We start from the raw sequence: 22,696 nt of genomic DNA on the forward strand, positions 1-22,696 counted from the left end.
GGCCGCCCGCTCCCTGAAACTGCTTACCAGGCGACCGTCTCGGCGCGCCCACCCCGTATCACTTCGATACCGCTCTTTGTACTGTTTGTGTTACCCGCGACGCGCGTAGGCAGCTGCGGCATATGCGGCAACGGCGGCCGCGCACCGGCGCCTGCCGAATTGGTGCTTCCCGACAAGGCATCGAGCGACACGCCGGCCGCGGCGCGGGTCGAATCCTGCAGCGGCCCGGCCGCGCCGGCGGTGGCAACCGTCTTCAACACGCCGGGATAGGCTGGCAACGCATTTTGATCGACTACTTCGGCATCCTTTGGATTACGCAGCGCGAAGATCAGACGACCAGAGCTTTCGGCGAGCGTCAGGCGGTCCACATCGGCGACCGGCACCGCCAGCACCGCGGTGCGCACCATGCCGTTCGGGTCGCCGGCGCTGTCGCCGCTAGTGGTTGCGTTGCCGAACGCGAGCACGCGCACTTTCGACATCAGGAGACGCGCCTGAGTACGATCGATTTCGCCGCCGTTGCCGATGGCGCCGTCGCGCTTGAGCGTGAAAAACACGTCGACGAAATTACCCGGCCGTAACCGGTTGCCGACCGCATTGCCCTCGTCGACCCGCACGGCCAACGCGCGCTCGCCCGGCTCGATACGCTCGGCAAGTCCCGACGATAACTGGGCTTCGAGCACCGGCGAGTCCGCGCTGATTTCCGCGTTCGGCACGCGGCCGGCCAGTTGCGCCGGATCGGTGAAGGCGCCGTTCGGATTGATCGGCAGCGACTGCACGCGCAGTTGGTCGACAGCGATTGGCTTACCTGCTGGCAACGTGTGGGTGGCCACCACCACCGGGAAGCTTGCCTGCGTCGCAGGCGTCACGGCCACCGGCGCCGGACGACGCGACAGCGTCCATGCAAACAGACCCAGTAGCAATGCGACAGCGATCAGTACGCCGGCAAGAATTTTGGTCAGATTCGGCATGACGACTCACTGCTTCTGTTAAACGATGCCGTGCCGCGCGAGCGTTCGGAGTCGCGTCGACGGACATAAAGGCTGGGAGCCGGCGCATGCGTCACTGAATATTCTCCGGATTGAGTTGTACCGTAGCGCTGCTCGACAATGTATTGGGCAACGTGTAACTCAGCAGCGGCAAGGTCGGCACCAACGGATTGGCCTGGTAGTTGTAAGTCAGCAAAACGTTCACGCACTGCATCGTGTTGCCCGGGCCGCAGGGCGCGGAAGTCGACGTGCATTGCATGGATTGCACCAGCGTCGCGACCATCAGATTCGCCGCAGCGCAGGCGGCGTTGCCCCGATTGACGAGCGCGTTTTGCAGCGAGGTATTGCTCTGCCAGTTCAGCGCGGCGCGCGCGCCTTCTTCCGCCGCGAGCGTCAAGTTCTGCTGTGCCACGAAGATCAGACTGAAGGTGATGATCGAGTACAGGATCGTGAAGAACAGTGGAAACACCAGAGCAAACTCGATAGCCGTGGAGCCGCGCTGCGCGCGCGCGCAGCGTGTATGAATATGCTTGAGCGGCGAGTGCGCGGGCTGGGTTGTTACCCGTTTCATCGCACGCCCCCGGCCAGTCCTTGCAGCATGAGCCATGCACTGGCGGCCACAGTGAGGCATGCCGCGTACGGCGTGGAAGTTTTTCCAGCCAGTTCAAAAGTGACACCATGATGACGGACCAAACCAGCGAGCCGCGTTCGCGTCGTAATCAGCAGCCAGAGCGCATGCACGCCTGCGGCAAGACTAGCGGCCATCCAGAGACCGAGCAGCGCATGCATGCCGCACCACGCGCCGAGTACCGCAAATACCTTGACGTCCGCAGCACCCATGACGCCGAGCGCGAAAAATGGCAACAACGCGGCGAGGCCGACCAGCGCTCCAATAGCCGCTTGGGTCAACGAAACGCCGAAAGGCCCGCATTGAAGAAACGCGCAGGCGAATGCCGCCGTCAGACCGGCAACGACAACCGGATTGGAAATACGCCGACTGCGGCAGTCACTGATAGCGACCACCGCAGCCCAAGCGATAAATAACAAAATACCGACGGAGACATTCATTTCGAACTCGACAGGCGAAGCAACGCCACGCGAATTGCAATGCAATTCGCATTAGCCAATATGACGAAGCTTTAAGAAACGCCTGCGAAGCGGCCTACCGCAATAACGTCGGCTGCCTCGCGGGACGTTGCAGATTGCCCTTTACGCCGCAGGCGTTGCAGCGGTGATCTTGGTCGCGACGTCGCCCAACAGGGTCGAAAGGCTCGTGCCAACGTTCGTGACCGCCGTTGCGATGACGAGTACAACTAACCCCGCGATAAGACCATACTCGATGGCCGTCACGCCCTTGTTATCTCTCAGAAAGCGTTGTGTGAACTTTTTCATTTTTACCCTCGGACTTCATTTATTTCGTTTGTTTACGTGCTGCTTCAGATGACGGATTCTTCAGCGCTGCGGACCATTGGTCTCTCATTCCTGGTCCTGCGTGTTGCGCTGCGGAAGCACCGCCTTGCAGCCGGCTTCAATAAAACAGATGTCTATGAGCTGTCTGTTCGATTACGCACCTCCCCCGTCAATCCTTGATGCTTTCGGGTTTTATATCCGAACAATCATATTTAAGCAATTGTCCGCTGCCCTTAGCGCGACACCGTATGCGTTTTAGCGCCGTACTCAGGTTAACGGCAGTTCGTGCGTTGCAGCACATAGGACTAACCATGAGTTAGATTTGCTGCACTAATTATTTGTTTGAACAGAACGTTTCAAGCGTCCGGGACCCTCCCGCTGCGCTTGCGTTACGCCGTGTTTCGTAACGGCGCGCGCGGCTCGTTACGTTACAAAGCCCTCGCAAACGTTTAGCGAATTCATATTCTCGCGATATATCTGAGTTAGCAGACACTCCACCAATTCTTCGCAAAGCCATATCACGTATGGCTTTAAGCCCTTTTGCAAAAAAATCTTCTGCATTAATCAGTCGAAATGGCACGGCTCATGCAGAGGGAGGCACGCAGCAACACCCAATAACACATGCGATGCGAGGGCGACATGAACATTCAAACGGCCAACACCACACTTCGAACAACCCTGATTGCGGCCAGCGTGGCAGCGATGCTTTCTCTTGGCGCTTGCGGAGGCTCCGGAACCCTGAGTGCCGGCACCGGCGGCGGTAGCGGCTCCTCCGGCAACGCACTTTCCACCACCACCGGCAGCGGAAGCGGTTCGATGGGCTCAGGCGGTTCCGGCACGAACACCAGCGGCAACGGCTCGGGAAGCGGCTCCGGCACAGGCACCGGAACAGGAACGGGTACCGGCACAACCCCGGTCGCGAATGCGCTCGGCACGGTCGTCGGCAACACCGGCGGCGTGGTCAACGATACCGGCTCGACGGTCTCGAGCATCGGTACCGTGATCGGTTGGCAAACCTTGCCCGGCGTGAGTTCGCAAACCACCCAGGCCGCCGGCGGGATCGTGCAGCAAGTCGGCTCGGCGGTCTCGACGCTCGGCACCGGTGTATCGCAAGGGCTCGGCCAGCTCGGCACCGGCGGTGACGCGGTCGGCACGACGGTCTCGAGCCTCGGTGGCGTGGTCGGTCATGTCGGCGGCGCTGTGACGGATGCAGGCAGCCTCGTGACGAGCCTCGGCAGCGGCCCGCTCGCGCCGCTGGCAGCCATCACCACGCCGCTCGGCGGCGTCGTCAATACGCTTGGCAATGCGGTCACCAATGGCGGCAGCACGCTCACCACCGCGCTCTCGACGGGCCCGGTCCAGCAAATCACGCAAACACTCAGCACCGCGATCACGCCGATTACGTCGATGGTCGCGGCGACCACGCAGACGGTCGGCAACACGACCGGCCTCGGCGCACCGCTGAACGGCCTGCTCGCGACCCTCGGCGGCGGCCTCGGCCAAGCCGGCACGCTGATCAGCGCAACCGGCGGCAATCCGATCACGGCGGCTCTTGGCCATACGGTGACGGACACCGGCACCACGGTCGCGTCGGTGGGCGGCCTGCTCACCGGCAGCACGGGCGGCAATCCGCTCGCTCCGCTCACCAGCGCGCTCGGCGGCCTGACGGGCGGCACCAGTAGCGGCCCGCTTGGTCCGCTCACCAGCGTACTCGGCGGCTTGACCGGCGGTACTAGCAGCGGCCCGCTCGCTCCGCTCACCAGCGTGCTCGGCGGCTTGACCGGCGGCACCAGCAGCGGCCCGCTTGCTCCGCTCACCGGCGTGCTCAGCAGCGTAACAGGGGGGCTGGGCGGTGCATCGAGTGGCAGCAGCCCGTTGGCGCCTGTCACGGGTCTGCTCTCGAGCGTGACCAACGGCCTGAGCAGCGCGACCGGCGGCAGCAGCAGCCCGCTCGCCCCGGTTACCGGCTTGCTGGCGAGCGTCACCGGCGCGCTCGGCGGCGTCACGACAACGGCGGCCGCCACGCCGTCCGCGACGACGACCACCACCTCGAGCCCCGGCCTGTCGCTGTCGAGCACCAGCGGCAAAGGATCGGGCAGCAACCCGCTCGCTCCGGTGACGTCGCTCGTCGGTAGCCTGCTTGGTGGCCTGACGAAGAAGTAAGCAGCGCCGTCGAAAGAAGCGCAGTGACCGGCACCCGGAGTGCGGCCCGCCAGCCGTCCCCCGGCTCCGCCGGAACCTGAATGAAATTGAGCCGCGCCGCTCGGACACCCGTTGCACAGGCGCACGCAAACCACGCACACGACACCTAGAAGATACTGAGGAGCACCTATGTCCAGCCAACGTTTTTTTACTCTCCATGCGGCGTGCGCGACAGTGTCGTCGTTGCGCGCACCGTTGATCGCCGTTGCAGTCGCAGGCTTGCTCGCCGCGTGTGGCGGCAATGGCGTCACTGCGCCACCGAGCGTAGCCGCTGGCGGTAGCTCTAGCGGCGGGGGTTCGACGAGCGGCGGCCCGACCCCCAGCACGTCGTCGGGCACGACCGGCGTCGCCACCGCCGCCGCGCAGACCACCAGCGACCTCGGCGACACGATCGCCTCGCAGACCATCCCGGGCCTCAGCCCGCAGGTCACGCAAGGTCTCGGCAACGCGGTGTCGAGCACAAGCGGCACACTGAATTCACTCGCCAACGCAGTGAGCGGCGGCGTCGGGCAAATCGGCACGACCTCCAATCCGGTCGGCACCACGGTCGCCGGACTCGGCTCGGTAGTCAGTTCGACAAGCGGCGTCGTGCAAGGTCTGAGCACCGCGGTCGGCGGGCTCGGCACCGGCAATCTCGCGCCGCTGTCGCCGCTCACCACGCCGCTGGCAACGGTCCTCTCCACTACCGCCGGTGCCCTGAACGCCGGTGGCGTGACGCTCGGCAATTCGCTGGCCTCCGCGCCGGTGCAGCAGATCACCCAGCCGATCAGCACCGCGATCACGCCGATCGTGCAGACCGTCGGACTCGTGACGCAGACGGTCGGCACGCAGACCGGCCTCGGCGCGCCGGTGGGCGGCCTGCTCGCGCAAATCGGCGGCACGTTGAGTTCGACCAGCTCGCAAGTCGGCGCGGCAACGAAGAACCCGATCGGCGCCGATCTCGGCAACCTGGTCGGCTCGCTCGGCAACACGGTGACGAATGCCGGCGGCCTCGTCAATCCGAACGGCCCGAATGGCGCGAATCCGATTCCCGGCTTGATTACGAGCCTCGTCGGCAGCACGAACGTGGCCGTCGTCAATGGGCCGCCTGCTAACGGCAGCCCGTTCGGCCCGCTGCAAAACTCGCTCGCGAGTCTCGGGCTCGGCAGCAACCCGCTCGGTTCCGTGTCGACGCTGCTCGGCGGCACACCGCTGTCCGGCCTGACCTCGGCGTTGAGCGGCACGCCCTTGAGTTCGCTGACTTCGGGTGGCTCGCCCTTGAGTTCGCTGACTTCGGGTGGCTCGCCGCTGAGTTCGCTGACTTCGGTGCTGGGTGGCACGCCCTTGAGTTCGCTCACCTCGGCGCTGGGCGGCTCGGGTAGCGCATCGAATCCGTTGTCGACGCTGACCGGCGCGCTCTCCGGCGTCACCAGCAGCGCCTCGGGCAGCAGCGGCAGCAACCCGCTCGCCCCAGTGACCGCCCTCGTCGGCCAGTTGACCGGCACGCTCAGCTCGGCGGCAGGTTCGACAAGCGGCTCGGGTAGTGCGACGGGCGGCTTGACGACATTGCTCGGCGGCCTGGTGCCGGTGAGCCATAAGTAGTCCGCATAAGTCGCTCGTTGATGCCGCGCATAGAAGGCGTCCCGTTGGACGTCCCGCTATGTAGCGTGCATAAGCAGTCCGCCTCATCACGTGCTCCGCGCTTTTTGCAGCCAATGCTCAAGCCCCACGGAGCACGTGACGTAATACATGCAAGCATGGCAGTATGCGTCGAGCCACACATAAGCGATCGCGACCAGCCCGGCCTGGCGGCGCGTCCGCAAGACAAGAACGGCATACGAGGAAAATCCGATGAAACTCGGGTACGGTAGTAAATGGACCCTCCTGCTCGCGGCGATCGCGGCAAGCGGGATGCAAGTAGCAGCACACGCGCAGTCACGCCCAGCCGGCCCGACCGTCGGCGGCAATCCTCTCGATTCGCTGCCGCAGATCAAGGCGCCCGACAAAGGCCCGAACGTGACCATGCAGGTCACGCCGCAAGCCCCCCAACTTCAGGAACTGCTCGCCCGCCATCTGACGCCTTCAAAGATTCAGGTCGAGGGCGTAAAGTCCATTCCGTTCGACGAAGTCGCGCAGCGCTTCACGCCGCTCGTCGGCAAAGACACCACCATCGGCGATCTGATTCAGGTCGCCAACGGCGTTACGAAGCTGTATCAGGATCGCGGCTATGCGCTCTCGTTTGCGTTCATTCCCGCGCAGACGTTCGACGACGGCGTGGTGCGCGTGACGGTGGTCGAAGGCTATGTGTCCGCGGTCAAGGTGACAGGCAAGCCGGGCGCGGTCGAAGACAAGATCCGCGCGATCGCCGACCATATCGTCGCCGACCGGCCGTTGCGGCGTGCCACCTTCGAGCGTTACATCAACGTGCTGGGTCTGTTGCCCGGCGTGAAAGTCGCGGCCAACGTGGCGCCACCGCAAAATACCGACGGCGCCACCACACTCGAATTGAACGTGGACCGCAAACCGTTCGATCTCAGCACGGGTATCGACTTCAATCACCCCGGCGTGCAAGGCCTGTTGACGGCCACCGAAAACGGCCTGACCGCGCTTGGCGAACAACTGAGCGTGTCTGCGTTGCTGCCGAAGGGCCGCGACAACGTCACCTATCTCGCCGCGCACGCCACGGTGCCGATCGGCAGCAATGGACTGATCGGGAAGATCGATGCGTCGCACTATCGCGGCAATCCCACCGACAATCCCGGCCTGCCCTCCTTTATCGAGCGTACGGTCATCAACGATAAGGTCGGCGGCTCGCTGGCGTATCCGATCCTGTTGAGCAACAAGCAGAGCGTGATCGGCACGGCCTCGGTCTATGCGTCGCACGACGAAGATCGCTACAACAACCATAACACCGGCGCGCAGATCGGCTTTCGCTCACAGGTGCGGGTGCTGCAACTGCAGGCCGACTACACCAACGTGGAAACTGGCCAGGTGCGTCGCGCGAGTATTAACGTGGCGAAGGCTTTCGATATCCTTGGTGCGTCGAAATCCGGCGACTCGAACGTTCCCGGCACGACGGTCACGAATCCGGCGTCGATCAACTTCGTGCGGACCGGTGCAAGCTTTTCGCAAACCAACGAGTGGCCGCTGAAGATCGGCACCGCGGTTTCGCTGACCGGTCAGTACAGCGGCGTCTCGCTGCCGACGTCGGAACAGATCTCGTTCGGCGCGCAACGTTTTGCCCAGGGTTATGAACCGGGCGAAGCGTCGGGCGATTCGGGCTGGGGCGCAATGTTCGAAGTCAACCGGCCGTTCACGCCGGGTTTCACCTATCTGCGCACCTTCACACCGTATGTCTCGTTCGACATGGCCCGCGTGTATCTGCATGCGGGCACGCCCTCGCCGTCGAAGCTGTCGTCGATTGCGTTCGGCTTCCGGATCTCGGACGCGAAGTACTACAGCCTGGATTTGTCGGTGGCCAAACCGATCGGCGATGCGCCGGTGGAAAGCGCGTCGCGCAGCCCACGCATCAACGCGACGTTCTCGTATCAGCTGAACTGAAGTTCGAAAGTGCCGCGTCCTGATTAGAGGTTCCACTATCAAACGACACGCGCACTTTCACGTATTCTGCGCTGACGGTGTGCGACCCGCGGCTCCCAGGTCGCGGGGGGCGCACGCCGATGTGGTCGAAGTGGAATCTGAGAGGCAATACCAGGCATCACGGCAGTCGGCAACTGAAGACCGCCCGAGATGCCAATAACGCCGCGCGACCATGATCGCGCCGTCTTTAATCAAGGAGGAAGACAATGATGCAATTCACTCAACACGCGCACGCAATCGCGCTTCGCACAGCCAAACATGCCGCCCTCGCCGGCGTGCTGCTCGTCAGCGCCGTCACGGCAATGGCGCAGGTCGATTCTCCGGTCGGCACGTGGCAAACCATTGACGACAGCACCGGCCAGCCCAAGGCGCTCGTGCAAATTGCACAGGACAGCAGCGGCTCGCTGAGTGGCAAGGTGATCAAGGGACTCGGTGCGAACGATAAACCGGATCGCCGCTGCACTGAATGTACGGACGCGCGCAAGGACCAGTTGATTCTCGGCATGACGATCATCAACGATATGAAAAAGGACGGCGACGGCTGGGATCAAGGGCAGATTCTCGACCCGGAAAACGGAAAGGTCTACAAGTGCAAGATGCACCTTGAAGACGGTGGGAACAAGCTGGTGGTGCGTGGCTACATTGGCGTTTCGCTGCTGGGCCGCTCGCAAACCTGGATTCGCCAACAGTAACGCCAGCAATAACGAGCGCGTCGTTCAGGCGCCAATGCCTGACGCGCGAAGCTGATGTTCCATTAGGGCCGCATCTGCTGCCAGAATGGAACCAGAAAAAACGGCCGACGATCGCTATCGTCCGGCCGTTTTTTTGTTTGCGTCTGGCTGGTTGAAGTTGTCATGCAGCGTGCTTGAAGGGCGACGTATATGCGAACGGCGAAGACGGTAACGGCTTGACCGATGCCGGGCTGTACGCCGGGGGCACTGCTGCGGGCACCTTTTCTGCGTCAACGCTCTTCTGTTCCGCGCCCACATGCGTGCGCATGCGCGCTTCCATCAGCTTGCAGAGTTCTTCGCTCGATGCGCCAAACAACTGGTCCATGATGCGCTTGAGTACTCCGGACTCGTACCATGCCTTGAAGCGGCGATGGCAGGTCTGATACGACGGATATTTGCGCGGCATGGCGGACCAGGTCGCGCCGCTATACATCACCCACAGCACGCCGTTGAGCACGGAGCGCGTGTTGGCGAGCGGCCGGCCACGCAGTTCGGAACGCGGACGCAGTTCAGGGAGCAACGGTGCAACACGTTGCCATTCTTCATCATTGATATCACGGTACGGATTCATGGCTTCTCCTTTGTCAGAACCATGACAAATAAGATATCCAGTCCTCCGCGGACGGAACATAAGACCAATCCGAATCTTGAAAATACGACTTCGGACTCCGCCGCTTCGACAAGCGGACCGTGATCTATCGCAAAAGCATCCGCGCCCGCGTCACGCGGCGGCTTAAGTCAGCGACGTATCGACGATCCGGCGCGGCGTGTCGAGATATTCTTTCGATTGCATTTCGACGATGCGCGAGACTGTGCGCGTGAATTCGTTGGCCATCGGACCGTCGACATACAACTGATCGGGCGGCACCGCTGCCGACATCAGCAGCTTGACCTTGTGATCGTAGAACACGTCGATCAGCCAGGTGAAGCGGCGCGCCTCCGAAGCCATGCGCACCGACATCTGCGGCACGCCGGACAGGATCACAGCGTGAAAGCGGCTCGCCAGCTCGAGGTAATCGTTCTGCGAGCGTGGGCCGCCGCAGAGCGTCGCGAAATCGAACCACACGACGCCGTCAGCGCGTCGCAGCGCCTTCAGCTCGCGCTTTTCAATGCGCAAGATAGGGCTCTCATCAGGAACTGCTGCAAGGCGCGAAAACGCGTCGCGCAATGCTTTATCCGAAGCAGCGCCAAGCGGCGTGTGATACACCTCGACCTGAGCCAGCGTGCGCTTACGGTAGTCGATCCCCGCGTCGACGTTAATCACGTCGAGCTTCGACTTGATCAGTTCGATTGCCGGCAGCATGCGGTCGCGATGCAGACCGTCCGGATAGAGCGTGTCCGGATCGTAGTTGGACGTCATCACGAATTGCACGCCGTTCTCGAACAGCTTGTCGAGCAGGCGGTAGAGGATCATCGCGTCGGCGATATCCGAGACGTGGAATTCGTCGAAACAGATCAGCCGGTAGCGCCTGGCGATACGGCGCGCGAGTTCGTCGAGCGGATCGGCTGTACCTTTCAGCTCTTCCAGTTCGCGATGCACCTCGCGCATGAACTCGTGGAAATGCAGCCGCGTTTTGCGCTGCACCGGCACGATCATGTAGAAGCTGTCCATCAGGAAGCTCTTGCCCCGCCCTACGCCGCCCCACAGGTACACGCCACGTGGCAGATCCGGGTGGATGATCAGTTTTTTGAACGCGTTCGAGCGGCGCGATTTGTACTCGACCCACTCGTCATAACACCGCTGCAGACGGTCAACCGCCGCGCGTTGCGCCGGGTCCGATTGATAACCCCGCGTCTGCAGTTCTTTTTCGTAGTATTCGGTGACGTTCATTGTGTTGCTGCAAAAAGAAAGGCGGGAGGGAGTGAACCCGCCCGCCTTCGTGGTGATGCCAGAGTTGCGTTCAGTCAGGCGTGCGCGATTACATGTTCAGCGCGCGCTTGTCCACGGCCAGAGCCGCTTCGCGCATGACTTCCGAGAGCGACGGGTGCGGATGGCAAATGCGGCCGATGTCTTCCGACGCCGCCTTGAATTCCATCGCCACCACGGCTTCCGCGATCAGGTCCGATGCGTTTGCCGAGATGATGTGCACGCCCAGCAGCTCGTCGGTCTTCGCGTCGGCGATCATCTTGACGAAACCATCCGCCTTGTTGATGCCCAGCGCGCGGCCGTTTGCCATGAACGGGAACTGGCCCGTCTTGACTTCGCGGCCTTCGGCCTTCAGTTGCTGTTCGGTCTTGCCGACCCACGCGATTTCCGGTTCGGTGTAGATCACCCACGGAATGCAGTTGTAGTCGATATGCGGCTTCTGACCGTCGATGATTTCAGCGACCATCACGCCTTCGTCTTCAGCCTTGTGCGCGAGCATCGGGCCACGCACCACGTCGCCGATCGCGTACACGTTCGGCACAGCCGTTGCGCAGTGGTCGTCGACGTCGATGAAACCGCGCTCGTTCGCCTTCAGGCCGATGGCTTCGAGACCGAGGTTGTCGGTGTTCGGCACGCGGCCGATCGACACGATCAGGCGGTCGGCTTCGAGCGTTTGCGCGTTGCCGTCCTTGTCCGTGTAATTGATCGTGACGCTGTTGTCAGTGGTCTTGATTTCGCCGACCTTCACGCCGACGTGGATGTCCAGACCTTGCTTCTTGAATTGCTTGGCGGCTTCCTTGGCGAGCGCCTGGTCAGCCGCGCCGAGGAATTCCGGCAGCGCTTCGAGCACGGTCACGTCAGCGCCCAGACGGCGCCACACCGAGCCGAGCTCCAGACCGATCACGCCTGCGCCGATCACGGCGAGCTTCTTCGGCACGGAGTCGAACGTCAGTGCGCCTTCGTTGTCGGCGACGATCTTGTTGTCGACCGGAACGTTCGGCAGATGACGCGCCTTCGAACCCGTGGCGATGATGACGTTCTTCGCCGTCACGACTTCGGTTTCGCCTTCGCCGCTGACTTCGATCTGCACGCCGGCGTCCGTCTTGCCGGTGAACTTGCCATGGCCCTTGAGCCACGTGATCTTGTTCTTGCGGAACAGGAACTCGATACCCTTGGTCATCTTCTCGACGATGCCTTCCTTGCGGGCGAGCATCTTCGTGATGTCGAGCTTCACGTCCGACACGTTGATACCGTGATCGGCTAGGTGGTGCTGCGCGTTTTCAAATTCTTCCGACGACGCGAGCAGCGCCTTCGACGGAATGCAACCCACGTTCAGGCACGTGCCGCCGAGCTTCAGTGCGCCGGCCGGGTTCTTCCATTTTTCGATACATGCGACCGTCTTGCCGAGCTGCGCTGCACGGATAGCGGCGATATAACCGCCGGGGCCGGCGCCGATCACAACGACGTCAAATTCTTTGGACATGACAATCCTTTTGATGACGGAGCGACGCGCGGCCACGCTTCGTGGCGCGCGTCGTTCGAGTACTGCGGAATGCTAAAGACGTGCTGCTTATATGGCGCCGACTTGTGCGATGACAAGCCGACGCCAGCCGAGCCAGTGCTTACAGGTCGAGCAGCAGGCGCGCCGGGTCTTCCAGCGCATCCTTCATGGCGACCAGCGACAGCACCGCTTCGCGACCGTCGATGATCCGGTGGTCATACGACAGCGCCAGATAGTTCATCGGACGGATCACGATCTGGCCGTTTTCGACCACAGCGCGTTCCTTGGTGGCGTGCACGCCCAGAATGGCGGATTGCGGCGGGTTGATAATCGGGGTCGACAGCATCGAACCGAACACACCACCGTTCGAGATCGAGAACGTACCGCCCGTCATTTCTTCGATCGACAGCTTGCCGTCCTTGGCCTTCTGGCCGAATTCAGCAATCTTCTTTTCGATTTCGGCGAGGCTCAGTTGATCTGCGTTGCGCAGGATCGGCACCACCAGGCCACGCGGCGAACCGACCGCGATACCGATGTCGAAATAGCCGTGATAGACGATGTCGTTACCGTCGATCGACGCGTTCACGAGCGGGAATTTCTTCAGCGCGTGAACAGCCGCCTTCACGAAGAACGACATGAAGCCCAGCTTCACGCCATGTTCCTTTTCGAACTTGTCTTTGTACTTGTTGCGCAGGTCCATCACCGGCGCCATGTTCACTTCGTTGAACGTGGTGAGGATGGCGTTGGTTTGCTGCGACTCGAGCAGACGCTCGGCGATACGCGCACGCAGACGCGACATCGGAACGCGTTGTTCCGGGCGGTCTTTCAGCCATTGGTCGGCCGATGCCGGTGCCTTAACGTCCGGCAGCGACGGCTTGGCAGCCTTCGGTGCGGCAGCCGGTGCCGGTGCCGCGGCCTTGGCAGCCGGTGCCGGTGCGGCTTGACCCGCAGTCAGCACGTCACCCTTGGTGATGCGGCCGTCGCGGCCCGTGCCGGCGACGTCGCCCGCGCCCAGACCCTTCTCGGCCATCAGCTTGCCGGCAGCCGGCGAAGCAGCGGTGTTCGCACCCGTTGCGGATGCAGCCTGAGCGGCCGGTGCAGCAGCCGGTGCCGGTGCGGCAACCGGAGCCGGCTTCACTTCGGCTTCGACAGCAGCGGCGCCTGCCGTGCCTTCGGTGTCGATCTTGGCGATCACCTGATCCGCAACGACGATGTCGCCGTCGTTCGAGATCACTTGTGCGAGCACGCCGGCGGAGGGCGCCGGCACTTCGAGCACGACCTTGTCGGTCTCGATTTCGATGAGAATTTCGTCTTGAGCAACAGCCTCGCCGGGCTTCTTCTTCCACTGCAGCATCGTGGCTTCCGAAACCGACTCGGAGAGCTGGGGAACCTTGACTTCAACAATAGCCATTATGAATATCCTGAATACGTATCGGGTGACGGCGCGCGATCTATGTACTCGACGACCGCCTGCGAACCATACCTGCCGGGAACGAACCACCATGGGGTGACTGAACGCGGCACGGGAAAGCGCAACGCGCTTTCCCGGTTCGTCTGTTTTCCTTATTTAGCGATCGACGCGCTCTTGAGGCGGCCGAAAGCGCCTTCGATCAGCGCCTTCTGCTGCTCGTAGTGCTTCGCGTAGTAGCCGACTGCCGGCGAAGCCGAAGCCGGACGTCCGCTGTATGCCAGCTTCTGCCCGTCCTTCATGCCTTCCTTCAGGTGGTGCTCGATGTAGAACCACGGGCCTTGATTCTGCGGCTCGTCCTGCACCCAGACCACTTCGGTCGCGTTGTCGTACTTCTTCATTTCCGCTTCGAACTGCTTATGCGCGAACGGATAGAGCTGTTCGATACGGATGATCGCGACGTCGTTCGACTTCGATTCACGGCGATGTGCCAGCAGGTCGTAGTACACGCGACCCGAGCAGGCCACCACGCGCTTGACCTTCTTCGGCTCGATCGCATCGTCGATTTCGCCGAGGATCGGCTGGAACGCGCCCTTCGCCAGTTCGGACAGATCCGACACGGCTTCCTTGTGGCGCAGCAGCGACTTCGGCGTAGCGACGATCAGCGGCTTGCGGAACAGGCGGATCATCTGACGGCGCAACAGGTGGAAAATCTGCGCCGGCGTGGTCGGTTGAACGACCTGCATGTTGTGGTCTGCACACAGTTGCAGGAAACGTTCGATACGTGCCGACGAGTGCTCCGGACCTTGACCTTCGTAGCCGTGCGGCAGCAGCATCGTGAGACCCGACACGCGGCCCCACTTCACTTCGCCCGACGAGATGAACTGGTCGATCACGACTTGCGCGCCGTTCACGAAGTCGCCGAACTGCGCTTCCCACGCGACGAACGTATTCGGTTCAGCGGTCGAGTAACCGTATTCGAAGCCCAGCACCGCTTCTTCCGACAGCACCGAGTCGATCACTGTGAACTTCGCCTGACCTTCGGCGATGTTCTGCAGCGGCACATACGTGCCGTCGTTCCAGCGTTCGCGGTTCTGATCGTGCAGCACCGCGTGACGGTGCGTGAACGTGCCACGGCCCGAGTCCTGACCGGTCAGGCGCACTGCGTAGCCCGATGCGACCAGCGATGCGAATGCCAGGTGTTCGCCCATGCCCCAGTCAAGCTTCGCTTCACCACGGCCCATCGCGCGACGGTCGTTGATGACGCGCTCGACCAGCGGGTGAACCTTGAAGTTTTCCGGGATCGTGGTGACGCGCTCAGCGAGGCGCTTCAGTTCAGCCAACGGCACTGCCGTGTCGGCTGCGTCGGTCCACTTGCGGTTCAGGAACGGAACCCAATCCACCGCGTACTTGCTCTTGTAGTTCGAGAGCACCGGGTCGATCGTGTGATGGCCTTCGTCCATCGCCTTGCGGTAGGCCTTGACGAATTCGTCGCCTTCTGCCGCCGTGATCACGCCCTGTTGCACCAGCTTTTCAGCGTACAGCGCGCGCGTGCCCGGGTGCTTCGCAATCGTCTTGTACATCAACGGCTGCGTAACCGCCGGCGTGTCCTGCTCGTTGTGACCCAGCTTGCGGAAGCAGACGATGTCGACAACCACGTCCTTGTGGAACTGCATCCGGAAGTCGATAGCCAACTGCGTAGCCAGCACGACCGCCTCAGGATCGTCACCGTTCACGTGCAGCACCGGCGCCTCGATCATCTTGACGACGTCCGAGCAGTACAACGTGGAGCGCGAGTCGCGCGGGTCCGACGTCGTGAAACCGATCTGGTTGTTGATGACGATGTGCAGCGTGCCGTGCGTGCCGTAACCGCGCGTTTGCGCGAGGTTCAGCGTTTCCATCACGACGCCCTGGCCAGCGAAGGCCGCGTCGCCGTGGATCTGCACCGGCAGCACTTGCAGGCCGCTGTCGTCGCCGCGGCGATCCATACGTGCCTTCGCCGAACCTTCGACCACCGGGTTGACGATTTCAAGGTGCGACGGGTTGAACGCGAGCGACAGGTGAACCGGGCCGCCTTCGGTCGAAACGTCCGACGAGAAACCCTTGTGGTACTTCACGTCGCCGGCCGGCAGGTCGTCGACGTGCTTGCCTTCGAATTCGGCAAACAGGTCAGCCGGCATCTTGCCGAGCGTATTGACCAGCACGTTCAGACGGCCACGGTGGGCCATGCCGATGACGATTTCCTGTACGCCGTTGGCGCCGCCATGACGCACGACTTCGTCCATCGAGGCGATGAAGCTTTCGCCGCCTTCGAGCGAGAAGCGTTTCTGGCCGACGTACTTGGTGTGCAGGAAGCGCTCGAGGCCTTCAGCGGCCGTCAGGCGATTCAGGATGTGCTTTTTCTTTTCATTGGAGAAGTTCGGCGTCGAACGGATCGACTCGAGCTTCTCTTTCCACCAGCGCTTCTGTTCCGGATCGCTGATGTACATGTACTCGGCGCCGATCGTGCCGCAGTACGTGTCACGCAGGGCCTTGACGATCTCGCGCAGCGAAGCACGCTCGAACCCGAAATACAGATTCGTGGCGCTGAACTCCTGGTCCATGTCGGCTTCGGTGAAGTCGTAGAACGCGGGTTCAAGTTCGGGGATAGCGGGACGTTCGCGGCGCTTCAGGGGATCGAGATTGGCCCATTGCGAGCCGAGGAAGCGATATGCGCCGATGAGGGACTGCACATAGACTTGCTTGCGGGAGGTAGCGAGATCTTCGCCGCCGGCCGCCGTGCGCGGGATGAAGGCGTTAGCCTTGGCCCGTTGCGCAAACGATTCGACGATCGGGCCATGGGCCACGTCGTTGGCATTGCTGCCATCCGATGCAGGGACGTTCTGCAACGCGTCGAAATAGCTGCGCCAGTTCTCGGGCACTGACGCCGGATTATCGAGATACGCTTCGTACATTTCTTCTACGTACGGAGCATTGCCGCCGAACAGATAAGAGTTCGACTGGAATTGCTTCATCATTTTTACGCTCACCTTTCTTCGAGTTTCTCGAGAAATAGCGGGTTACAGAACCTTCCGCGACACGGCCTGACCGTTTAGCGGATTGCGCGAATCAAGTCTTGCTTGGAAGGACCTAAAACTTTGCACCCGGGGAGCATATCACAGAACGGATAGTGCAGATAGCAGACGGATTGCCGCTCAAGCCTTTTACGGCGGGCTTCCGGCCGGTTTTGCAAGCCTCGCAACAGACTTCTGCAAAAAACGGGGACAAACACGACAAACAGACAGCCAACCGTGAGCAATTGCGTGCAACGCGAATTGGGCGCCAGAAATGGCAAAGCCACCCGGAGGTGGCTTTTGCCTGACAGCATGCTGCTTACCCAGGATTAGGGCCGATGCTGATTTAGTCCACTGCGCCCTTACGGCTGGCGCTGCGGCGCTCGTGCTCCTTCAGGTAACGCTTGCGCAGACGGATGGATTTCGGCGTGACCTCGACCAGTTCGTCGTCGTCGATGAATTCAACCGCGTATTCCAGCGACATCTGGATCGGCGGCACGAGGCGCACCGCTTCGTCCGTACCCGACGAACGCACGTTGGTCAGTTGCTTGCCCTTGATCGGGTTCACGACCAGGTCGTTGTCACGGCTGTGAATGCCAATGATCATGCCTTCGTACAGCGGCTCGCCCGGCGACACGAACATACGGCCGCGATCCTGCAGCTTCCACAGTGCGTACGCCACTGCCGCGCCGTCGTCCTGCGAAATCAGCACGCCGTTACGACGCTCGCCGACACCACCCTCCCTGACCGGCTGATACGAGTCGAACGTGTGGCTCATCAGGCCCGTACCGCGCGTCAGCGTCAAGAATTCGCCCTGGAAACCGATCAGCCCACGCGCCGAGATACGATACTCGAGACGCGTACGGCCACGGCCGTCCGATGCCATGTCGAGCATTTCGCCCTTGCGGCGGCCCAGCTCTTCCATCACGCCACCCTGGTGGCCGTCTTCCATGTCGACCGTCAGGTTTTCGTACGGCTCATGCTTCACGCCGTCGACTTCCGTCATCACCACGCGCGGACGCGACACGGCCAGCTCGTAGCCTTCACGGCGCATGTTTTCAACCAGGATGGTCAGGTGCAGCTCGCCGCGGCCTGCCACTTCGAACGTGGTTTCGTCGCCCGTTTCTTTCACGCGCAGCGCCACGTTGTGGTTCAGTTCCTTCATCAGGCGGTCGCGAATCTGACGACTCGTGACGAACTTGCCTTCGCGGCCGGCCAGCGGCGACGAATTGACGAGGAAGTTCATCGTCAGGGTCGGTTCGTCGACGGTGATCATCGGCAGCGCGTCCGGCTGCTCCGGTGCGCAGATGGTCACGCCGATACCGATTTCTTCGATACCGTTGATCAGCACGATGTCGCCGGCTTCAGCCGAGTCGACCTGCACGCGTTCGAGACCCTTGAACGACAGGACCTGATTGATCTTGCGGTTCAGGATCGCGCCGTCAGGGCCCGAACGCACGGCGACGGACATGCCCGGCTTGATCGTGCCACGCGTAATGCGGCCAACGCCGATGCGGCCGACGTACGACGAATAATCCAGCGACGTGATCTGCAGTTGCAGCGGCGCCGACGGATCAGCCGGGCGGACCGGCACGTGTTCCAGCACGGCTTCGAACAGCGGACGCATGTCGCCTTCGCGCACGTCCGGCGTCAGGCCGGCGTAGCCATTCAGACCCGATGCGTAGACGATCGGGAAATCGAGTTGTTCGTCAGTTGCACCCAGCTTGTCGAACAGATCGAACGTCTGGTTGATCACCCAGTCGATCCGCGCGCCCGGGCGGTCGACCTTGTTGATCACGACGATCGGCTTGAGACCGAGCGCCAGCGCCTTCTTGGTCACGAAGCGCGTTTGCGGCATCGGGCCTTCGACCGCGTCGACCAGCAGCAGCACCGAGTCGACCATCGACAGCACACGCTCCACTTCACCGCCGAAGTCGGCGTGGCCCGGGGTGTCGACGATGTTGATGTGCGTGCCTTCGTACTCGACCGCGCAGTTCTTCGAAAGAATCGTGATGCCACGTTCCTTTTCGATGTCGTTCGAGTCCATCACGCGCTCGACAACCGCCTGGTTGTCGCGGAAGGTAGCGGTTTGGCGGAGGAGCTGGTCGACGAGCGTGGTCTTGCCGTGGTCGACGTGGGCAATGATGGCGATATTGCGTAGGGCGCGAGTCATAGGAACCTGGAGACAGTTGAGTGCGCCAGCAGCAGCATTGTGTACGAAGCCAACAAAGCCCAAAGCGCACTTTTGGGAACCCAACATTATAGCACGCCCAAATGAAGCTTTCTGGTATTCCCTGATAGTCCCATCGTTTTCCACGCAGCGCTGCGTAAGAAACAGACCCACACGACTTCGGCGAAATCCTACGCAAATCCACGCGCATTGTGCCTTGAGCCGTAAAAGTTCCTTGCCTAAGCTGTAATAACGCTTGCCGCGTCAATCAACCGCTGTCTATAATCCTGCCTAGTCAACCATTGCATTCGCACGAGAATCATGACGGATCCGTCCTCAACACCCGGCTCAGAGATCAGCGAGTATCAGCTGGGCGAAAGCGTCGGCTATTTGCTCTCGCGGGTGAAATCGACCATGTCGAACCTGGTCACGCAGCGCAGCATGGCCGAGTTGGGCATCACCAGCCAGCAAGGCAGCATCCTGTTCATGGTGGCGAGCGGCAAGTGCCTGCTGGCGGCCGAACTGGCGCGCGAATACGGCATCGACGCAAGCGCCGTCACGCGTCTGGTGGACCGGCTGGAAAAACGCGGCCTGCTGACAAGAGTGCGCAGCAACGAAGACCGGCGGGTCGTGCGACTCGCGCTGACACCGGAAGGCCACGCGATCGCGGCCAAAATGCCGGCCATTTTCAACGGCGTGCTGGACGACCTGCTGGGCGGCTTTACCCCCGAAGAAGTGGGTTTTCTGAAGAGCATGCTGCGCCGCGTACTCATCAATTCCGGCGAACAAACGGGACTAACCCGTGATGCAGCAAGCAATTTTGACAGCAAATCGTAATAAATTGCTTGCAGTGTCCATCATTACATTCCACTCAAAGAGTCGAGCGATGAAATCCCTTTCCCTGTCCGCGCCCGCACTTTCGAGCCGGGCCGCTGTCGCCGCCGCGGTGACGGCGCTCGCCCTCACGGGGTGCGCGAACTACTTCGGCATGAAGAGCGACAAGCAGATCTCGTCGCCGGCTCAGTACGAGTCCAGCCAGAGCCTGTCCGGCCAGGGCGGCCAGTGGCCGTCGCTCGACTGGGCCAACCAGTTCGGCGACCCGCAACTGCCGAAGCTGATCGCGGAAGCGCTGGAAGGCAGCCCCTCGATCGCGCAGGCGCAGGCACGCCTCGCCAAGGCTTCGTCTTATATTGAAAGCTCGCGCTCGGCGCTGTACCCGAAGGTCAACGGCAGCTACTCGTGGACTCGCGAGCTGTTCTCGGCGAATGCGCTCTACCCGCCGCCGTACGGCGGCACCTGGTATAGCGAGAACAACGTGCTGGCGAGCGCGTCGTGGGATCTGGACCTGTGGGGCAAGAACCGCCAGCGCCTCGGTCAGGCCGTGTCGCAGGAAAAAGCCGCTGAAGCCGACATGCAGCAGGCGCGCGTAACGCTTGCCTCCTCCGTGGCGAGCACCTATAACCAGCTCGCCCAGTTGTACGCATTCCGCGACATCGCCGCGCGCGAAATCGCCAACCGCCAGGACATCAGCCGCATCACCAACGGCCGCGTAACCGCGGGGCTCGACACCAACGTCGAACGGGAAACCGCGAACGGCAACATCGCGACCAGCCAGGCGAACCTGACCGATCTCGACGGCCAGATCACCGTGGCGCGCTATCAGTTGGGCGCGCTGCTCGGCAAGGGTCCGGATCGTGGCCTGCAGATCGCCAAACCGGCCCTGACCACCGGCGATACCGTAGCGCTGCCGAACAACCTGCCCGCCGACCTCGTGGCGCGCCGCGCGGATATCGTCGCCGCGCGCTGGCAGGTCGAAGCCGCGATGCACGACGTGAAGGAAGCGAAGGCCGAATTCTTCCCGGACGTCAACCTCGCCGCCGGTTTCGGTTTCGATGCGTTCGGCTGGGGCCGTTTCCTGAAGTCGGGCAGCCGTCAGATGCAATTCGGTCCGGCGATTCACCTGCCCATCTTCGACGCCGGCGCGCTGCGCTCGCAGTTGAAGGGCCGCTACGCAGACTTCGACCTCGATGTGGCGGACTACAACCAGACGCTGATCAATGCGCTCTCGGATGTCGCGACGCAAGTGTCGTCGATCCGTTCGATCGACCAGCAATCGGGCGATGCACAGCGCGCGCTCGACGCGTCGACCAAGGCCTATCAGCTCGCGGTGATCCGCTACAAGGCCGGTTTGTCGCCGCAGTTGCAGGTGCTGACCGCCGACCAGAACCGCCTTGCCGCCGAACAGACGGTAACGGGCCTCAAGATGCGCCGCCGCGATCTGCAGATCGGCCTCATCAAGGCGCTCGGTGGCGGTTTCGACGCAACGCAAACGGGCCTCGTGGTGCCGACCGATGCCCCGGCATCGGCCGCCGCGGCATCGGCCACCGCTGCGACCGCCGCTGCAAACTGAAGCCACATCGACGCGACCCACACTCGCATAAACATCCGAATAAACGACGACGCTTGAGAGAACCCGGAGCACATCAATGAGCACCACCCAACAGCCCGCGGCTACTACACAGCCGACTCAGCCGGCCCCGCAGCCGACGCAACCGGTACAACCGCCGGCGAACAGCGGCAAACGCAAGCGCATGATGACGCTGCTCGTCATCGTGATCCTGATCGCCGCGGTCGCCTACGGCCTGTACTACTTCCTCGACGCACGCTTCCATGAAGACACCGACGACGCGTACGTGAACGGCAACGTCGTGCAGATCACGCCGCAAGTCACCGGCACGGTTGTCGCCGTGAACGCGGACGACACGCAAACTGTGAAGGCCGGCGACCCGCTCGTCGTGCTCGATCCGGCCGACGCTCGCGTCGCGCTCGAACAAGCCGAAGCGAATCTCGCGCAGACGGTGCGCCAGGTGCGCGGCCTGTTCGCCGACGACAACCAGTACCAGGCGCAAGTTGCCCAGCGCCAGTCCGATCTGTCGCGCGCACAGGACGACTTGAAGCGCCGCCTGACGGTCGCACAAACCGGCGCCGTGTCGGCCGAAGAAATCTCGCACGCCCGCGATGCCGTGAAGAGCGCGCAAGCCTCAGTCGACGCCGCCCAGCAACAACTGGCGTCGAACCGCGCGCTGACCGCCAACACCACGATCGCCAATCACCCGAACGTGCAGGCTGCCGCCGCGAAGGTGCGCGACGCGTATCTGGCCAACGCCCGTAACAACCTGCCGGCGCCGGTCACGGGCTACGTCGCGAAGCGCTCGGTGCAGGTCGGCCAGCGCGTCTCGCCGGGCACCCCGCTGATGGCTATCGTGCCGTTGGGCGGCGTGTGGGTCGATGCGAACTTCAAGGAAGTGCAACTGAAGCACATGCGCATCGGCCAGCCGGTCGAGTTGACGGCCGACGTGTACGGTTCGTCGGTGGTGTACCACGGCAAGGTGGTCGGCTTCTCGGCGGGTACGGGTTCGGCGTTCTCGCTACTGCCCGCGCAGAACGCAACCGGCAACTGGATCAAGGTGGTCCAGCGTCTGCCGGTACGGATCGCGCTCGACCCGCAGGAACTTGAAAAGCATCCGCTGCGTATCGGCCTGTCGATGCAAGCCGACGTGAGCATCAAGGACGACCAGGGTGGTCAGCTCGGCCAGGCGCCGAACACGGTCTATCAGACCAATGTGTTCGACAAGTACGGCGATGAGGCGGATGCGGAAATCGCCCGCATCATTTCGGAGAATGCAGGTCCGAACGGCGGCTCGCAGAAGTCGGCGCAAGCCGGCGGCGCTGCCAAGCCCGCCGCGAAGCTGATGTAAGCGGCGCGACGATTCATAGAAGGTTTTATTA

The 22,696-nt window shown here is 62.3% G+C and carries 17 protein-coding genes; 7 read left to right on the forward strand and 10 right to left on the reverse strand.

All coding sequences use genetic code 11. The annotated features are described in order from the left end of the window. Positions 1 to 23 precede the first annotated feature (23 nt). From cpaB to M0D67_RS12920, 4 genes are all read right to left on the reverse strand, one after another. The gene (gene cpaB / locus M0D67_RS12905; RefSeq protein WP_171926854.1) at positions 24 to 968 is read right to left on the reverse strand and encodes a Flp pilus assembly protein CpaB; all 945 of its coding nucleotides are present in this window, start codon (positions 966 to 968) and stop codon (positions 24 to 26) included. A gap of 91 nt (positions 969 to 1,059) precedes the next feature. Next, positions 1,060 to 1,557, reverse strand: coding sequence for a TadE/TadG family type IV pilus assembly protein (locus M0D67_RS12910; protein ID WP_154567916.1), 498 nt, complete (start codon positions 1,555 to 1,557; stop codon positions 1,060 to 1,062). Then, positions 1,554 to 2,054: a prepilin peptidase gene (locus tag M0D67_RS12915; RefSeq protein ID WP_154567918.1), complete on the reverse strand. Its 501-nt coding sequence runs from the start codon at positions 2,052 to 2,054 to the stop codon at positions 1,554 to 1,556. Before M0D67_RS12915 ends, M0D67_RS12910 begins: the two co-directional genes overlap by 4 nt. A 141-nt stretch (positions 2,055 to 2,195) precedes the next feature. Further along, on the reverse strand, positions 2,196 to 2,378 hold the full coding sequence (locus M0D67_RS12920) for a Flp family type IVb pilin (RefSeq protein WP_154567920.1): 183 nt from the start codon (positions 2,376 to 2,378) through the stop codon (positions 2,196 to 2,198). A 657-nt stretch (positions 2,379 to 3,035) separates the two neighbouring features. Between M0D67_RS12920 and M0D67_RS12925 the strand changes: the two genes are divergently transcribed. The 4 genes from M0D67_RS12925 to M0D67_RS12940 all read left to right on the forward strand — a co-directional run bounded on the left by M0D67_RS12925 (position 3,036) and on the right by M0D67_RS12940 (position 8,869). Beyond that, positions 3,036 to 4,559, forward strand: a complete 1,524-nt coding sequence (locus tag M0D67_RS12925; protein ID WP_171926855.1) for a collagen-like triple helix repeat-containing protein — start codon at positions 3,036 to 3,038, stop codon at positions 4,557 to 4,559. A gap of 168 nt (positions 4,560 to 4,727) precedes the next feature. Further along, the gene (locus M0D67_RS12930) at positions 4,728 to 6,179 is read left to right on the forward strand and encodes a collagen-like triple helix repeat-containing protein (RefSeq protein ID WP_154565225.1); all 1,452 of its coding nucleotides are present in this window, start codon (positions 4,728 to 4,730) and stop codon (positions 6,177 to 6,179) included. Between the two features lie 249 nt (positions 6,180 to 6,428). Beyond that, positions 6,429 to 8,138, forward strand: coding sequence for a ShlB/FhaC/HecB family hemolysin secretion/activation protein (locus M0D67_RS12935; protein WP_154565226.1), 1,710 nt, complete (start codon positions 6,429 to 6,431; stop codon positions 8,136 to 8,138). Positions 8,139 to 8,383: 245 nt separating this feature from the next. After that, entirely contained in the window at positions 8,384 to 8,869 is a 486-nt protein-coding gene (locus tag M0D67_RS12940; protein WP_171926857.1) for a DUF2147 domain-containing protein, read from the forward strand. A gap of 160 nt (positions 8,870 to 9,029) precedes the next feature. Here M0D67_RS12940 and M0D67_RS12945 read toward each other — a convergent pair whose 3' ends face one another. The 6 genes from M0D67_RS12945 to typA form a co-directional block, all read right to left on the reverse strand. After that, complete coding sequence (locus M0D67_RS12945) at positions 9,030 to 9,479, reverse strand: transposase (protein WP_171926858.1); 450 nt, start codon at positions 9,477 to 9,479, stop codon at positions 9,030 to 9,032. 162 nt (positions 9,480 to 9,641) lie between these two features. After that, positions 9,642 to 10,739 carry a cell division protein ZapE gene (gene zapE / locus M0D67_RS12950; protein ID WP_171926859.1) on the reverse strand — a complete coding sequence of 366 codons (1,098 nt, stop codon included), beginning with the start codon at positions 10,737 to 10,739 and terminating at the stop codon, positions 9,642 to 9,644. A gap of 88 nt (positions 10,740 to 10,827) precedes the next feature. Continuing rightward, positions 10,828 to 12,258 (reverse strand): dihydrolipoyl dehydrogenase, encoded by a 1,431-nt coding sequence (gene lpdA, locus M0D67_RS12955; RefSeq protein ID WP_154565230.1) that lies wholly within the window; start codon positions 12,256 to 12,258, stop codon positions 10,828 to 10,830. Between the two features lie 139 nt (positions 12,259 to 12,397). Further along, on the reverse strand, positions 12,398 to 13,687 hold the full coding sequence (odhB, locus tag M0D67_RS12960) for a 2-oxoglutarate dehydrogenase complex dihydrolipoyllysine-residue succinyltransferase (protein WP_154565231.1): 1,290 nt from the start codon (positions 13,685 to 13,687) through the stop codon (positions 12,398 to 12,400). A 152-nt stretch (positions 13,688 to 13,839) separates the two neighbouring features. Next, positions 13,840 to 16,701 carry a 2-oxoglutarate dehydrogenase E1 component gene (locus M0D67_RS12965; protein WP_154565232.1) on the reverse strand — a complete coding sequence of 954 codons (2,862 nt, stop codon included), beginning with the start codon at positions 16,699 to 16,701 and terminating at the stop codon, positions 13,840 to 13,842. Positions 16,702 to 17,083: 382 nt separating this feature from the next. Next, positions 17,084 to 18,910, reverse strand: a complete 1,827-nt coding sequence (typA, locus tag M0D67_RS12970; protein ID WP_154565233.1) for a translational GTPase TypA — start codon at positions 18,908 to 18,910, stop codon at positions 17,084 to 17,086. 318 nt (positions 18,911 to 19,228) lie between these two features. Between typA and M0D67_RS12975 the strand changes: the two genes are divergently transcribed. The 3 genes from M0D67_RS12975 (at position 19,229) to M0D67_RS12985 (ending at position 22,665) form a co-directional block, all read left to right on the forward strand. Beyond that, positions 19,229 to 19,744: a MarR family winged helix-turn-helix transcriptional regulator gene (locus M0D67_RS12975; RefSeq protein WP_154565234.1), complete on the forward strand. Its 516-nt coding sequence runs from the start codon at positions 19,229 to 19,231 to the stop codon at positions 19,742 to 19,744. A 49-nt stretch (positions 19,745 to 19,793) separates the two neighbouring features. Beyond that, complete coding sequence (locus M0D67_RS12980; RefSeq protein WP_154565235.1) at positions 19,794 to 21,317, forward strand: efflux transporter outer membrane subunit; 1,524 nt, start codon at positions 19,794 to 19,796, stop codon at positions 21,315 to 21,317. Positions 21,318 to 21,393: 76 nt separating this feature from the next. Next, the gene (locus tag M0D67_RS12985; protein ID WP_171926860.1) at positions 21,394 to 22,665 is read left to right on the forward strand and encodes an EmrA/EmrK family multidrug efflux transporter periplasmic adaptor subunit; all 1,272 of its coding nucleotides are present in this window, start codon (positions 21,394 to 21,396) and stop codon (positions 22,663 to 22,665) included. Positions 22,666 to 22,696: the final 31 nt, after the last annotated feature.

It is taken from the genome of Paraburkholderia sp. SECH4 (genome assembly GCF_030511745.1).
GTDB lineage: Bacteria > Pseudomonadota > Gammaproteobacteria > Burkholderiales > Burkholderiaceae > Paraburkholderia > Paraburkholderia madseniana.

Bases quoted from the DNA above. Each gene is read 5' to 3' on its own strand.
- odhB (WP_154565231.1), bottom strand. From the start codon at position 13,687: ATGGCTATTGTTGAAGTCAAGGTTCCCCAGCTCTCCGAGTCGGTTTCG.
- M0D67_RS12920 (WP_154567920.1), bottom strand. From the start codon at position 2,378: ATGAAAAAGTTCACACAACGCTTTCTGAGAGATAACAAGGGCGTGACG.
- M0D67_RS12930 (WP_154565225.1), top strand. From the start codon at position 4,728: ATGTCCAGCCAACGTTTTTTTACTCTCCATGCGGCGTGCGCGACAGTG.
- M0D67_RS12940 (WP_171926857.1), top strand. From the start codon at position 8,384: ATGATGCAATTCACTCAACACGCGCACGCAATCGCGCTTCGCACAGCC.
- M0D67_RS12980 (WP_154565235.1), top strand. From the start codon at position 19,794: ATGAAATCCCTTTCCCTGTCCGCGCCCGCACTTTCGAGCCGGGCCGCT.
- M0D67_RS12965 (WP_154565232.1), bottom strand. From the start codon at position 16,701: ATGATGAAGCAATTCCAGTCGAACTCTTATCTGTTCGGCGGCAATGCT.
- M0D67_RS12945 (WP_171926858.1), bottom strand. From the start codon at position 9,479: ATGAATCCGTACCGTGATATCAATGATGAAGAATGGCAACGTGTTGCA.
- zapE (WP_171926859.1), bottom strand. From the start codon at position 10,739: ATGAACGTCACCGAATACTACGAAAAAGAACTGCAGACGCGGGGTTAT.
- M0D67_RS12985 (WP_171926860.1), top strand. From the start codon at position 21,394: ATGAGCACCACCCAACAGCCCGCGGCTACTACACAGCCGACTCAGCCG.
- M0D67_RS12935 (WP_154565226.1), top strand. From the start codon at position 6,429: ATGAAACTCGGGTACGGTAGTAAATGGACCCTCCTGCTCGCGGCGATC.
- typA (WP_154565233.1), bottom strand. From the start codon at position 18,910: ATGACTCGCGCCCTACGCAATATCGCCATCATTGCCCACGTCGACCAC.
- lpdA (WP_154565230.1), bottom strand. From the start codon at position 12,258: ATGTCCAAAGAATTTGACGTCGTTGTGATCGGCGCCGGCCCCGGCGGT.
- cpaB (WP_171926854.1), bottom strand. From the start codon at position 968: ATGCCGAATCTGACCAAAATTCTTGCCGGCGTACTGATCGCTGTCGCA.
- M0D67_RS12910 (WP_154567916.1), bottom strand. From the start codon at position 1,557: ATGAAACGGGTAACAACCCAGCCCGCGCACTCGCCGCTCAAGCATATT.
- M0D67_RS12975 (WP_154565234.1), top strand. From the start codon at position 19,229: ATGACGGATCCGTCCTCAACACCCGGCTCAGAGATCAGCGAGTATCAG.
- M0D67_RS12915 (WP_154567918.1), bottom strand. From the start codon at position 2,054: ATGAATGTCTCCGTCGGTATTTTGTTATTTATCGCTTGGGCTGCGGTG.
- M0D67_RS12925 (WP_171926855.1), top strand. From the start codon at position 3,036: ATGAACATTCAAACGGCCAACACCACACTTCGAACAACCCTGATTGCG.